The sequence below is a fragment of the Micromonospora sp. NPDC005254 genome, from assembly GCF_042872525.1.
GTDB lineage: Bacteria > Actinomycetota > Actinomycetes > Mycobacteriales > Micromonosporaceae > Micromonospora.
In genome coordinates, this window is sequence record NZ_JBIAKM010000006.1 from 97,900 (window position 1) to 111,818 (window position 13,919).

The 13,919-nt window shown below is 71.0% G+C and carries 7 protein-coding genes; 4 read left to right on the plus strand and 3 right to left on the minus strand.

Annotated elements, in window-relative coordinates:
• Position 1: 1 nt before the first annotated feature.
• The 3 genes from ACFYPR_RS19625 to ACFYPR_RS19635 all read left to right on the plus strand — a co-directional run bounded on the left by ACFYPR_RS19625 (position 2) and on the right by ACFYPR_RS19635 (position 3,525).
• Complete coding sequence (locus ACFYPR_RS19625) at positions 2 to 775, plus strand: hypothetical protein (RefSeq protein WP_387261362.1); 774 nt, start codon at positions 2 to 4, stop codon at positions 773 to 775.
• A 246-nt stretch (positions 776 to 1,021) separates the two neighbouring features.
• Positions 1,022 to 1,915 carry an ABC transporter ATP-binding protein gene (locus ACFYPR_RS19630; RefSeq protein WP_354857714.1) on the plus strand — a complete coding sequence of 298 codons (894 nt, stop codon included), beginning with the start codon at positions 1,022 to 1,024 and terminating at the stop codon, positions 1,913 to 1,915.
• On the plus strand, positions 1,912 to 3,525 hold the full coding sequence (locus ACFYPR_RS19635; protein WP_387261365.1) for an ABC transporter permease: 1,614 nt from the start codon (positions 1,912 to 1,914) through the stop codon (positions 3,523 to 3,525). The genes ACFYPR_RS19630 and ACFYPR_RS19635 overlap by 4 nt, the downstream gene beginning before the upstream one ends.
• Before the next feature lie 155 nt (positions 3,526 to 3,680).
• Here ACFYPR_RS19635 and ACFYPR_RS19640 read toward each other — a convergent pair whose 3' ends face one another.
• On the minus strand, positions 3,681 to 4,946 hold the full coding sequence (locus ACFYPR_RS19640; RefSeq protein ID WP_355066575.1) for a prolyl oligopeptidase family serine peptidase: 1,266 nt from the start codon (positions 4,944 to 4,946) through the stop codon (positions 3,681 to 3,683).
• Positions 4,947 to 5,334: 388 nt separating this feature from the next.
• Here ACFYPR_RS19640 and ACFYPR_RS19645 point away from each other — a divergent pair, with 388 nt between their 5' ends.
• Positions 5,335 to 8,520, plus strand: coding sequence for a penicillin acylase family protein (locus ACFYPR_RS19645; RefSeq protein ID WP_387261368.1), 3,186 nt, complete (start codon positions 5,335 to 5,337; stop codon positions 8,518 to 8,520).
• Positions 8,521 to 8,698: 178 nt separating this feature from the next.
• Here the strand turns inward: ACFYPR_RS19645 and ACFYPR_RS19650 are convergent, their stop codons facing one another.
• The gene (locus tag ACFYPR_RS19650; protein ID WP_363937935.1) at positions 8,699 to 10,834 is read right to left on the minus strand and encodes a ThuA domain-containing protein; all 2,136 of its coding nucleotides are present in this window, start codon (positions 10,832 to 10,834) and stop codon (positions 8,699 to 8,701) included.
• 32 nt (positions 10,835 to 10,866) lie between these two features.
• Positions 10,867 to 13,734 carry a ricin-type beta-trefoil lectin domain protein gene (locus ACFYPR_RS19655; RefSeq protein WP_387261371.1) on the minus strand — a complete coding sequence of 956 codons (2,868 nt, stop codon included), beginning with the start codon at positions 13,732 to 13,734 and terminating at the stop codon, positions 10,867 to 10,869.
• Between the last annotated feature and the right edge of the window lie 185 nt (positions 13,735 to 13,919).

A 13,919-nucleotide genomic window follows, 5' to 3' on the forward strand; every position in this document is an offset into this window, starting at 1 on the left:
CATGCGCAATTTCTTCGCGGCGCTCAGCGCCGCCCTGATCCTCGGCGCCGCAGTCGGCAGCGTTCCGGCGGGCGCGTCGGGTGCCTCCCCGCCCGCGTGCCCCCGCGGCCTGCTCTTCTGTGAGGACTTCGAGCGACTGCCTCTCGGAGGGCCCAGCACGTTGAACTGGGGCGTCGACACCCGCCACGGCACGCTCACCGTCGAACGTGCCCGTCACGGCAACCAGGTGCTGCACATCCACACGGTCGACAACGGACGCGCCTTCCTGCGCGTCGACGGCTTCGCCGCGCCCGGCAACCGCTTCTACGGCCGGATGCGTCTGCGCGTCGATGCCTTCCCCACCGCCCCGGACTGGGCGCACTTCACACTTGTGGAAGCGACCGGCACCGGCAGCGCGGAGGTCGTCCGTCCGATCGGTGGCCAGTACGCGCCCACGGTCCCCGGAACCTTCTGGGGTATCGGCGCCGACGGCGGTCCGACCGGCGACTGGACCAACTGGCGGGAGTCCGCCCCGGTCGCCGAGGACACCTGGCAGTGCTTCGAGTGGAAGATCGACGCGACCGACAACCGCGTCGCGGTGTGGATCGACGGCGTGGCGAACCCGGAGCTGACCGCCTCCACGAGCGACCACGGTGGCAACGACGTTCCCTTCGTCCTGCCGACGGTCGACACGGTGAAGATCGGCTGGCAGCTCTACCAGGGCGGCACGACACCGGGCGAGTTCGACCTCTGGATCGACGACATCGCCCTTTCGAGTAAGCGGCTCGGCTGCTGAACTTCGGAGCAGGGTCTCATCCACGGGACGGGGCTGCCCGGACCTGAGCGCGACGAACCGACACGCCTGTCAGGTCGGTCGCGGTCGACGACAAACCACCGTCGGCCAGTGCCGCACGTCCGTCCGCGGCCGACCGACAGGCAACGGGCCTATCTGCACGCTGTTCGTGGGAGTATCGTGAGCCCCAGGTGTGCCGGGAAGCCTGGTCGGCGGTGATGATTCGCGCCGACCGAAAGGGCCTCTTCGATGAGTGGCTCCGCCCTGCGTACCGTCGGGCTTACCAAGCGATACGGCCGTCTGACGGCCGTCGAAGACCTGCATCTGGACGTCGTGGCTGGGGAGGTGTTCGGGTTCCTCGGCCCGAACGGCGCCGGCAAGTCCACGACCATCCGGATGGTGCTCGGTCTCGCCCGGCCCACAGCCGGGCGTGCCAGTGTTGTGGGGATCGACGCCGCCGACGTCGCCCGCGCGCATCAGGTGCTGGCGTACGTGCCCGCCGACGTCGCGTTGTGGCCGCAACTGACCGGCGCGGAAATCCTGCACCTGCTGGCGCGCACCGGCCCCGGCACCGATCTGGCCTACCGGGATGAGTTGGTTGAGCGGTTCGCGCTCGACCTGTCGAAGCCTGCTCGGACGTACTCGACGGGCAATCGGCAGAAAGTCGCGTTGATCGCGGCGTTCGCCACCCGCGCGCCCCTGTTGGTGCTGGATGAGCCGACAAGCGGCCTCGATCCGCTCATGGAACGGGAGTTCCGCGCCGCCGTCGGGCAGGCACGCGATCGCGGCCAGACGGTATTCCTCAGCTCCCACCAGCTCGCCGAGGTGGAAGCAGTGTGCGACCGCGTGGGAATCCTGCGCGCCGGCCGGCTCGTCGACGTCGCACCTGTGGAACGGCTGCGTCCGCTGCATCGCGCCGAGGTGAGCGTCGCCTTCACCGGCGCACCACCGGCACTGGCGGCCGTGCCGGGCGTCGACTCGGTTGAGGCCGTCGGCGACGGCCGCCTGCGGTTTTCGCTGAGCGGGCCGCCCGCACCCGCATTGAGGGTGCTGGCCGAGGCCGACGTCACGGCGCTCACGGTGCTGGAGCCCAGCCTGGAGGAGATCTTCCTCGGCTACTACGGTGCGGACACGGCGCGATGACCGGCTTGGCGAGTATCACGCGCTCTGCGCCGGACCATGCCGTCACCGGCCTGGCAACCCGTCAGGTCCGCCGCGGCGCCCTGCTCGTCGTGCTCTTCGCCGCGACGATGCCGGCCATCGTGGTGGCCGGCTACGACAGTGTGATGGCGGATCCGTCCGCGTCAGCAAGCCTCGATGCGCTGGCTGGCAATCCGGCCATCCGCACCCTGTTCGGCGACCCGATCGCGCTCGACGAAGCCGGTGGGTTCACCGTGTGGCGGGTCGGGACTTTCGTCGCCGTCGTCCTCGCCGTCTGGTCGATCCTGTCCACCACTCGCATCACGCGCGGGGAGGAAGACGCCGGACGGTGGGATGTGCTGTTGGCCGGCCGAGCCACGCTGCGCGGCGTCGTGGTTCGGCACGTCGCGGTCGTCGCCTTCGTGCCGGTGCTTGCCGGCCTCGCGGTCACCGCCGTGCTGTCGAACGCCGGGCCCGATCGGACCGGCGCGGTCGTGCATGGCGTGGGCCTGAGCGTCCTCGGGCTGTTCGCCGTCGCCGTCGCCGCGCTGACCGCGCAGATCTTTCCGGCCCGCGCCGTCGCCACCGGTGTCGCGATCGCCGTGCTCGGCGTCGGCCTGCTGGCGCGCATGGTCGGTGACGGTCTCAGCGCCCTGGCCTGGCTGCGTTGGCTGTCACCGTTCGGCCTACTGGAACTCAGCGCACCCTATGGGCCCAACCGCCCGCTGCCATTGATGATCTTGTTGGTGATGGCGGCCCTCGTATCCGGTGCCGCGCTGGCGGCGGCCGCGCGCCGTGATGTCGGCGGCGGTCTGGTGGCACCGGCTACCGGCCGGCCACCTCGTCTGCGGACGCTGTCGACGGTGGAGGCGTTCGCCGTGCGCCGGGTGTTGATCCCGCTGATCGCGTGGTCGACCGGCGTCATCGCCTACTTTCTGCTCATCGGCCTGACCACCACGTCGGTGACGGACTTCCTGGCCGACAACGCCGCGATCGTCGACGCCGCCGCGCAGGCGGGCTTCACCGGGCTCGACACGGTCGCGGGTCTCACCGCCACGATCTTCGCGCTACTCGCCCTCCCCGTCGGCGCCTTCACCGCGGTTCGGATGGGGGCGTTCGTTGCCGCGGAGTCCGATCGGCGCCTGACCCTGCTGGCCGCTCAGCCGCTGAGCAGGCTCCGGCTTCTCTCGGCCGAGCTCGTTACCACGATCGGCGGTGCGCTCGTCCTGCTGAGCGTTGCCGCGATTGCCACCTGGGTCGGCGTCGTGGCCGTTGGAGGCGACTTCGCCATCACCGCGGCACTTCAGGGCACGTGGAATACGCTGCCGATCGTTCTGCTCAGTGCGGGCGCGGCGGTCCTTGCCACCGGCATGACGCCCAGCGCCGTCACGGCAGTCGGCTGCCTGCCGGCTACCGGCGGCTTCCTGCTGCAGGTCACCGCGGACAGCGTCGGCGCGCCGGCCTGGGTGGCGAGTCTTTCGCCGTTCGCTCATCTCGCTCCGGTGCCGCTGGTCTCCGTCGACTGGCCCGGCGCATTCGTGATGACCGGTCTGGCAGGTGCTCTGATGGCCGCAGGCGCGGTTGCGTACCGACGGCGCGACCTGCGTGGTTGAGGTGAGCGATGGGCGACGAGCTTGCGGGCGGCGGCGGGTCGGCCGGCAGGCAGAGGTGGGCACGGCGAGGATCAGATGGTGTACGCCAGGGGGCGATCGAGGCGCCCGTGGAGCAGAACGGCGCAGAGGTGTGACACGCGACCTCGGACGGCGGATCACCGACGGCGGCGGGCCATCCACTGCCAGATGTGGGTGCCGTTGCGGCTCGGGTCGTTGCGGGCCACGTAGATCCAGGACCAGTGACCGGGGAACTGGTAGCCGTTCCAGACGACGTGGTCGTACAGGGTGATCAGTGATCCGCCGATGAGGTCGTGGGCGTGGATCGTGTTGGTCTCGGGTGGCACGGTGTCGTCGTCGCGCGAGGCGACCAGCCAGGTCGGGGTGTGGATCCTCGACAGCTCCGCGTCGGTGATCAGCGGCGGGCCCTCCCCGCCGAGCGGCTCGACGACCCCGCAGATCGGCACCGACGCGGCGAACAGGTCGGGATAGGCGACGGTCATCTCCAGGGACATGTAGCCGCCGTTGCTGCAGCCGACCACGTAGATCCGGTCGGGGTCGACCCGCTCGCGGCGTACGAGGTCCTGGACGATCTCACGGATCAGCGGGGCGAACCGGGGGCCGTCCTCCATCCAGTAGGAGGTGCTCTGCGGAGCGACGACGTACGCGCCGGAGAAGATCCGTTGAGCCTCCGGCGTGGCGAAGCCCAGCGCGCCGCGGTTGGCGCGCAGCGTGGTCTCGTTGTCGTAGTAGTCGTCGGGCAGCGAGGCGCCCTCGCCGCCGCCGTGCAGCCAGAGGATCAGTGGCAGCCGACCGTGCCGGGGCGATCGCTTGGGGGAGTACAACCGGTACTTCAGGCCCGAGCCCGAGACGTGGTGGCTGAAGGCGTCCACCTCGGGGTTCGACAGCCGCCCCTGCACGAAGCGCGTGATGGTGACCGGCGGGCCGTGTCGCCGGACGAGCGGGGTGTTCTGCGTGATGGTGTAGACGAGGTCCAGTCGGACGTTACGGCCCCTGCTCACGATGTAGCCGAGGGTGCCACCGCCGAGTTGACCTTCGGCGGTGCTGAGCTCCAGCACGACGTTCCCGTGCCGGTCGAGCCGGGCCGCGGTCACCGTGCGGTCCAGGTCGTACTCGCTGAAGATCAGGTCACCGGGAGCGATCGGGATCGGGCTGGTGGCCTTGGCATGCACGGTGAACGTGCCGGGGGTGAGCCCGGCGGGGTCGATCGGCCCGAGCCCGCTGGTGTCGAGGGTGACCGAGGTGACCTGCTCACCGCCGTCGAGCGTTCTCGCGTCGAGGGTGAAGCTCACGCTGGCGCTGGGGTGGCCACCGGCGTGGGCGGCGGGGCCGGGCAGCGCCAGGCCGATGGCCGCACCGGCGCCACCTGCCAGGACGCTGCGGCGAGTGACAGACGTGGACATGTGGCCCCCGTACCTATGTGTAGACGTTTGTCGATGAAATCCCAACGTAACGCCGCGGAGATCCGCTGGCAACCGCTGTCGCTGAGGGCGACCAGGGCGCCCGAGGTGGTTGGAGCTGCGTTCGACGTGCTCACTGGCGGTCGTGCCGCACGCCATCGACCCGCGGTGCCGCCGTGCCGGTTTCCGTCGTGATAGGCGGCGAAACGTCGGCATTGGCGCGTGGTGAACGACGGCTATCCGGAACGGGGCTCCTGCGTCGATCATTGCCCGGAGATAGACATGAGTCACTCTCACCTCCTGGTGTAACGCCCGGGCGCGGAGGGCGAGACGTCGGCACCGGAAGCCGGGCGTACCGAACGGCCCGACTCCGCGTCCCCGGAGGATCGCCATGCCTCGTCCCGCTCTCCGTAACCGGCTCGCGGCGTTCACCGCCGCCGCCCTGACCGCGAGCGTCCTGACGGTGACCCCGCCCTCACCGGCGCTCGCCGCCAGCACGTTCGCCGCCAACGACTACTGCCTCGGCCAGTGCGCCGACATCCTGCCCCCCGGGCAGAACGGCAACGCCACGCTGGTCGCCATCCTGGCGCACCAGGCGCTCGGCACCCGCCCGGCGCACTCCAGCGACCAGCTCGACGAGTACGCGAACCTGGTCTACAACTACGCCGGGCTGACCGACGAGCAGATCGCCCACTTCTACAACGACGCCTCGTTCGGCGTCCCGGCCGCGCAGGTGGAGAGCACCGTCTCGCCGCGCGCGGACGTCACCATCGTGCGGGACAAGGCCACCGGCGTCCCGCACGTCACCGGCACCACCCGCGCCGGCACGATGTTCGGCGCGGGCTACGCCGGGGCCCAGGACCGGCTCTGGGTGATGGATCTGCTGCGCCACGCCGGTCGCGGCACGCTCACCTCGTTCGCCGGCGGCGCGCCCGGCAACCGGGAACTGGAGCAGAGCATCTGGGCCAACTCGCCCTACTCCGAGGCGGACCTCCAGGCCCAGGTGGACGCGCTGCGCACCAAGGGCGCCCGGGGTCAGCAGCTCTACACCGACGTGGTCGACTACATCGCCGGTATCAACGCCTACATCGACAAGTCGATCGCCGACGACAACTACCCGGGCGAGTACGTGCTCGCGGGCGCCGGCAAGCCGACGCACTTCACCATGACCGACCTGATCGCCACCGCCGGTGTGGTCGGCGGGCTCTTCGGCGGGGGAGGGGGCAGCGAGATCCAGTCCGCGCTGGTCCGGGTGGCCGCCCGGGCGAAGTACGGCACCACCGAGGGGGACCGGGTCTGGGCGGCGTTCCGGTCGCAGAACGACCCGGAGACCGTACTCACCCTGCACGACGGGCAGAGCTTCCCGTACGGGGCGACGCCGCCGGGCGCGACCAGCGCGGTGCTCCCCGACGCCGGCACGGTGGTCGCCGAGCCCCTCGCCTACGACGCCAGCGGCGGGGCCGCCGCCCGCACCGGCGCCAGCACCGCCACCCAGGGGCTGCTCGGCGGCGTGTCCAACCTGCGGGCGCACGGCATGTCCAACGCGGTAGTGGTCTCCGGGCGGCACACCACCACCGGCAACCCGGTCGCCGTGTTCGGGCCGCAGACCGGCTACTTCGCGCCGCAGTTGCTGATGCTCCAGGAGCTGCAGGGCCCGGGAATCAGCGCGCGCGGCGCCGCGTTCGCCGGGCTCAACCTCTACGTGCTGCTCGGCCGGGGCCAGGACTACGCGTGGAGCGCGACCTCCGCCGCACAGGACCTCACCGACACGTACGCGGTGCCGCTGTGCACCACCGACGGCAGCGCCCCGACGCTGCGCACCAACCGCTACCTCTACCACGGGCAGTGCCTCGCCATGGAGGCGCTGGAGAAGCGCAACTCCTGGTCCCCGACGCTTGCCGACTCCACCCCGGCCGGGTCGTACACCCTGCGCGCGCTGCGCACCAAGTACGGGCTGGTCGCGTACCGGGGGCTGGTGAACGGGCAGCCGACCGCGTTCACCAAACTGCGTTCCACCTACCGGCACGAGGCCGACTCGGCGATCGGCTTCCAGGCCTACAACGACCCGTCGGCGATGGGCAGCGCGGCGGCGTTCCAGGCGTCCGCGGCCAGCGTCGGGTACGCGTTCAACTGGTTCTACGTCAACTCGACCGAGGCGGCGTACTTCAACTCCGGCTCGAACCCGGTCCGTCCGGCCACCGCCGACCCGAACCTGCCCACCAAGGCCGAACCGGCGTACGAGTGGGCCGGCTGGAACCCGGACACCAACGACGCCAGCTACACCCCGGCGGCGGCCCACCCGCAGTCGGTCAACCAGGACTACTACGTGAGCTGGAACAACAAGCAGGCGCGGGACTTCGGGGCCGCGGACGGCAACTTCAGTTTCGGCTCCGTACACCGGGCTCAGTTGCTCGACGGTCCGGTGCGCGCCGCGATCGCCCAGCGCAAGCTCGGGCGCGCCGACGTCGTCAAGATCATGGCGGACGCGGCGGTGACCGACCTGCGGGGCCAGCAGGTTCTCGGCGACCTGCTGCGGGTGCTGGACAGCACGCCGGTCACGGATCCGGCGCTTGCCGACGCGGTGGGCAAGCTGCGGGCCTGGCAGCAGGCCGGCACCCGGCGGGTGGAGACGTCCCCCGGCTCCAAGGTCTACCAGCACGCCGACGCGATCCGGATCTTCGACGCCTGGTGGCCGCTGCTGGCCTCGGCGGAGTTCCGCCCCGGCCTCGGGCCGGACCTCTACGCCGCGCTTGTCGACGCCATCGAGGTGAACGAGGCGCCGTCGGGCGGCCAGAATGGCGCGCGCGACGGCACGGCGAGCTGGGCCCTGCAGGGGCAGGCGCACAAGGGCTCGTCGTTCCAGTACGGCTGGTGGGGCTACGTCGACAAGGACCTGCGCACCGTCCTCGGCGAGCCGGTGGCCGGTGGGCTGGGCCGCACGTACTGCGGCAACGGCAACCTCGGCACGTGCCGGCAGGCCCTGCTCGACGCGCTCGGCCAGGCCGCCGCGGTGCCGGCCACCACCGTCTACCCCGGAGACAAGTCCTGTGGGGCCGGCGACCAGTGGTGCGCCGACTCGATCGCCCAGTCCGGGCTCGGCGGCATCACCCACCCCCTGATCGCCTGGCAGAACCGTCCCACCTACCAGCAGGTCGTCTCGTTCCCGGCACGTCGGGGCGACGACGTCGCGAACCTGGCGCAGGGTCGTCCGGCCACCGCGTCGAGCACCCAGTTCCTGACCAGCTACACCCCGGACAAGGCGGTCGACGGCAGCCTCGGCAGCCGGTGGGCCAGCAGTTACAACGACAACCAGTGGCTGCGGGTCGACCTCGGCGCGGCCCGCACCGTCAGCCGGACGGTGCTGCGGTGGGAGTCCGCGTACGCCACCTCGTACCGGATCGAGGTCTCCGGCGACGGCAGTTCCTGGACGCCGGTGTTCGCCACCACCACCGGCAACGGCGGCGTCGACAACGTCACCTTCGCCCCGGTCACCGCCCGCTACGTGCGGGTGTACGGGGTAAAGCGGGCCACCTCGTACGGCTTCTCGCTCTACGAATTCGAGCTGTACGGGAAGTGATGTCGCCCGGAGGGGCGGCGGGGATCACCCGCCGCTCCTCCGGACGTGCCCGTCGACGAACTGGTTGCACCAGCGGGCGGCTCATCGCCGGCCGCTCGTGCTGGTGGCGCCGGAGGAGTGGCTGCCGCGCCGGCAGGTCACCTCGAGCGAGCTGCCGAGGTGACCTGCCGCGCGCGGGTCAGGCGACAGTGCCGTGGACCTCCAGCTCCCACAGCGAGTAGCCGTACGCGGGCAGGGCCCGTTGGGTGCCCTGGACACGCAGGTAACGACCGGTGGCCGAGATGGCGATGTCATCCACGCCGCCGTCGCCGGTGGTCGTGGTGTGCACCGGTGACCAGGTGACGTTGTCCGGGGAGACCTGGACCTGGTACGCCCGCGCGTACGCCGCCTCCCAGGTCAGCCGTACCCGGTTGATGGCGGACGTGGCCCCGAGGTCGACGGTGATCCACTGCGGGTCGGCGTACGCGCTGCCCCAGCGGGTGGTGGCGTTGCCGTCCACGGCGTTGGCCGCCACGTGCGTGCTGCCCGGCTCCACGCTGGACGCGGTGACCGGCCGGCCCCGGGACAGCAGGGTGCCACCGGCGGCGGTGCCGTAGACGTTGACGTCCCACAGCGAGTAGCCCCACTGGGTGGCCCGCTGGGTGCCGTACACCCGCAGGTAGCGGCCGGTGCCGGTGACCGTGAGGTCGTCGACGCCGCCATCTCCGGTGGTCGTGGTGTGCACCGGTGACCAGGTGACGTTGTCCGGGGAGACCTGGACCTGGTACGCCCGCGCGTGGGCGGTCTCCCAGGCCAGCCGCACCCGGTTGATCGCGTACGTGGCCCCCAGGTCGACGGTGATCCACTGTGGGTCGGCGTACGCGCTGCCCCAGCGGGTGGTGGCGTTGCCGTCCACGGCGTTGGCCGCCACGTGCGCGCTGCCCGGCTCGACACTGGACGCCGTCACCGGCCGGCCCCGGGCCAGGTCGGTGACGGGTGGCTCGCTCGGCCCGTCCGTCCTGATCCGCACGTTGCGGTAGTTGATGTCCATGCCGGCGCCGTCGTTCTGCACCCCGAGGTAGCCGTTGGCGATGGCCCGGCTGCTGACGTAATCATTGATCTTGATTCCGTTGAGCCAGATCTCGACCCGCTGACCGTGCACGCCGATCTCGTAGGTGTTCCAGGAGCCGGGTGGGTTGAGCGCCGCCGCACGGGCGGCCTGGTTGGGTGCCTGGAGGCTGTAGACGCTGCCGGTGGTGCGCGTCGGGTCGCCGTCGGTGGCGTCGATCTGGATCTCGTGACCGGCGTTGACCGGGCCCCACGGGTCGCCCTGCGGATCGGGGAATCCGATGAAGACCCCGCCGTTGTCGTCGCCCGGCATCATCCAGTCGACCTTGAGCGAGTAGTTGGCGAACGTGCGCACCGGGTACCAGAGCAACCCCATTCCGCCGTTCGACGTGAGGGTGCCGTCGGCCAGGGTGAAGCCGCCCGGCCCGGCCTGCCGCCACTGCCCGAGGCTGGCCTGGGTGCCGTCGAACAGCGGGGTGTAGCCGGGCTCCGGCCGGCAGTCCGCCGCCACGGCGCCGGCCGCCACCTGAATGCCGCCGAGCAGCATGCGGGTGAAGTTCGGATCGGTGTAGCTCTGCTCGGTGTGGCCGAGGCCCGTGTACCAGGAGCGTCCGCCGCCGTAGCTGTGGCACCAGGTGATCGGGTGGTCGCCACCCATCGACCCACCGGAGTACGACGACTCGTCGAGGCTGGCCAGCACCTTGACCGCCGAGCGGGGGTTGGCCCGGTAGTTGTACCACTCGTCGGTGCGGGTCCAGGTCGGCGGCAGGTGTGCGGTGGAGGCGTTGGCCCGGTCCTCGACCCGGACGGTCGCCTGCTGGTTGGCCGGGTGCGAGGCGAAGTACGCCCCGACCAGGCCGCCGTACCACGGCCAGTCGTACTCGGTGTCGGCGGCGGCGTGCACCCCGACGAAGCCACCGCCAGCGGCGATGTACGCCTCGAACGCGCCCTGCTGGGTGGCGTCGAGCACGTCGCCGGTGGTGCTGAGGAAGACCACCGCCTGGTACTGGGCGAGGTTGGCCGTGGTGAAGGTGGCCGCGTCCTCGGTGGCGGTGACGGTGAAGCCGTTCGCCGTACCGAGCTGTTGGATGGCGGCGATGCCGTTCGGGATGGAGGAGTGCCGGAAGCCGGCGGTCTTGGAGAAGACCAGGACCTTGCTCAGCGGTGCGGCCTCGGCCGGGGTCGGTGCCACGGCCGTCGCGCCGGTGGCGACGGTGAGCCCGGCGACCACGGCGGCGGCAACGGCGGCGATGAGGCGTCTGCGCATGGGGGCTCCTTGCGGGAGAGCGGGCGGACGGGTCACGGCAGGGTCCAGTTCTGCGCGGAGGTGCCGTTGCAGTCGTAGATCTGCAGCTGCCGCCCGTTGGTGGGGGTGGAGGCGGGGATGTCGAGGCACCGGTTGGCCTGCGGATTGCGCAGACTGCCCGCGGTGCCGGTCACCCACTGCTGGGCCCCGGTGCCGTTGCAGGTCCACAGGTGGATCGGGGTGCCGTTGGTGGTGCCGCTGGACTTCACGTCCAGGCACTTGTCCAGGCTGCGGATGGTGCCGTCGCCGGGCAGCGTCCACTGCTGGTTGGTCGCGCCGGCGATGCAGTCCCACATCTGGACGCTGGTGCCGTCGGCGGTCGCGCCGGCGTTGACGTCGACGCACTTGCCCATTCCCCGGATCGGGCCGGTGCGGGGGCCGCTCGCCGGGGTGCTCACCCCGGCTCCGGTGAACGTGTAGCTGTCCAGGTCGAGTAGGGCTCCTCCGATGCCGCCGGTGAACACGACGTACAGGTCGTGGGTGTTGTCGTCGGGCCTGGTGACCGGCGCGCTGATCTCGGTGTAGTTGTCCCAGCCGCCGGTGTTGGGCACGGTGACCCGGGCGATCTCGGGACCGGTCGGCGAGTCGTACCGGAAGGAGGCGACGTTGCCGGCCTTGTCCGAGGAGACCCGGGCCCGGATGCCGGTGATGCCCTTGAGGCTCACCGCGTGGTGCCGGACGTACTCGCCGTTCTGGATGTCACCGAGCCGCCGGCCGCCCTCGGCGCCTCCCGCGTTGATGACCTGGGGCCCGTGCAACGAGACGTAGTGCTCGGCCTGCCACTGCTTGGGCCAGAGGGTGACGTCCTTCTCGGCGGTGAGCGGCACGGTGCCGGCCGCGCCCCGGTCGGTGTAACCGGCCCGCAGCAGGAAGAAGAGCACCGAGTCCGGCCCGGCGTGCACCGGTCCGGTGTTGACGGTGAAGCCGCAGCCGGTGCCCTGGCCCTCCTCGTGCGCGTGCTCCTGGTGGCCGAGTGCCGCCCGGATCGTCACGTTCGCGCAGGGGATCGTGCCGTCCTGGGCGTCGGCGGCGGTGGCGGTGGCGGTCAGGTTCTCGTCCCAGGAGAACAGTCCGCCGTTGGGAATGCCGTTGAGGGCGACGGTGGGCCGGGTGTTGCCCACGACGACGGTCACCTGGGTGGTGCCGGACCGGCCGGTGCCGTCGGAGACCGTGAGCCGGGCGCGCTTGTCGCCGTTGCTGGCGTACGTGTAGGTCGGGTTCGCGGCGGTGGAGTCGACGGTGCCGTTGCTGTCGAAGTCCCACGCGTAGGTCAGCGGGTCGCCGTCCGGGTCGGTGCTGCCGGCGCTGGAGAAGCTGACCGTCAGCGGGCTCAGGCCGTTGTCCGGGGTGGCCGACGCGACAGCGGTCGGAGACCGGCCACCGGCGACGTAGTTGATTTTGTAGAGGCCGGCGGCGGCATCGCCGGAGAAGTAGCCGTTGCCGTACTCCAGCAGGTAGAGAGACCCGTCCGGCCCGAACTCCATGTCGATCGGGTGGACGAACGACATGCCGGCCAGCACCGGCTCGATGACGGTCGGGTTGCCGGTACGCGCGTTGCCGTTGTCGAACTGGACCTCCTTGATCCAGTTACGGCAGTACTCGGTGATGACCAGCTTGTTGTCGTAGTACTGCGGCCACTTCACGTCCGAGGCCAGGTTGGGGTCGTAGTGGTAGACCTCGGCGTGGTTGGGCGAGCCGCAGCCGCCCGGGCTGTCCAGGGCCGGCCACTCCCGGCTGCCGCCGTGCTGCTCCCAGACCAGCGCGCCCCGGGTCGGCGGCAACTGCGCAAGGCCTGTGTTGCGCGGCGAGTTGTTCACCGGGCCGGTGCTGCCACCGCACGGGAACCAGCCGCGCGGTGAGTTGGTGGCGAAGTCCCAGTCGTTGTAGGCGACGTTGGGGCCGCCGCAGTACGGCCATCCGTGGTTGCCCGGCGCGGTGGCCCGGTTCCACTCGTCGTACGCCGCCGGCCCGCGGTTGGCGATCGTCGCTCCGGCGTCCGGCCCGACCTCGCCCCAGTAGAGCGTGTTGCTGCTCTTGCGGTCCACCCACAGGCGGTACGGGTTGCGCACCCCCATCACGTAGATTTCCGCACGGGTGCCGCTGGTGCCCGCGGCGAAGAGGTTGCCCGTCGGAACGGTGTACGTGCCGTTGTCCTCCGGGTGGATGCGGTTGATCTTGCCGCGGAGGTCGTTGGTGTTGCCCGAGGTCCGCTGCGCGTCGTACTGGGCGTCGCGGCTCGTCCGCTCGTCGATCGGCGCCATGCCCGCCGAGTCTCCACCGGAGTTGGTGTTGTCGCCGACGGCGAAGTAGAGGTTCTCGTTGCTGTCCCACGTCATCGAGCCCGCCGAGTGGCAGCAGAGCCGGCGCTCGGTCGGCCACTCGATCAGCCGGGTCTCACTCGCCGGGTCGAGCACCAGCGTGCTCGGGTTGAAGGTGAACCGCGAGATGCGGTTGACCAGCGGCGTCGTGGCCGGCGAGTAGAACAGGTACACCCAGCGGTTCGTGGCGAACCTCGGGTGCGCGGTGATGCCGATCAGGCCGTCCTCGAATCGGGCGTCCAGTTGCAGGGTCAGCGCGACAGTCGTGGTGCGGGTGGCCGGGTTGTAGAGACGTACCTGCCCACCGCCGGAACTGGTGCCCCGGTTGATGTAGAGCACCTTGGCGTCGGGCAGGACGGACAGTTCGATCGGCTCTCCCATGGAGAGCCCACCGTCGAGCTTGACCTTCTCGAACTGGGTGGTCGCGGGTGGCGCCGCGGCCGCTGGCGGTGCGGCGACGGTGACCGCCACCAGGATCGGCAGGAGGCTGGCGAGAATGGCCAGGACAACGGCCGCGGTGAGGCGCGGACGTGGTGTGAGCATGGCGTACTCCGGGGTCGGGGTGGGCTGGACGGTCGGGCACGCGCGCACCGGTGGGTGCGCGTACGCCAGGGCGGATGGACAAAGCCGGGCCGCCGACGCCAGGCTCGATGGGGCGACGCCGGCCGGCGGGCCCATCGCGGACCCGCCAGCTCGCCGTCAGAGGGCGATCAGGTCGAACGTTCCCG

Coding starts and splice junctions, on each gene's coding strand:
- ACFYPR_RS19625 (WP_387261362.1), top strand. CDS start 2: ATGCGCAATTTCTTCGCGGCGCTCAGCGCCGCCCTGATCCTCGGCGCC.
- ACFYPR_RS19630 (WP_354857714.1), top strand. CDS start 1,022: ATGAGTGGCTCCGCCCTGCGTACCGTCGGGCTTACCAAGCGATACGGC.
- ACFYPR_RS19635 (WP_387261365.1), top strand. CDS start 1,912: ATGACCGGCTTGGCGAGTATCACGCGCTCTGCGCCGGACCATGCCGTC.
- ACFYPR_RS19640 (WP_355066575.1), bottom strand. CDS start 4,946: ATGTCCACGTCTGTCACTCGCCGCAGCGTCCTGGCAGGTGGCGCCGGT.
- ACFYPR_RS19645 (WP_387261368.1), top strand. CDS start 5,335: ATGCCTCGTCCCGCTCTCCGTAACCGGCTCGCGGCGTTCACCGCCGCC.
- ACFYPR_RS19650 (WP_363937935.1), bottom strand. CDS start 10,834: ATGCGCAGACGCCTCATCGCCGCCGTTGCCGCCGCCGTGGTCGCCGGG.
- ACFYPR_RS19655 (WP_387261371.1), bottom strand. CDS start 13,734: ATGCTCACACCACGTCCGCGCCTCACCGCGGCCGTTGTCCTGGCCATT.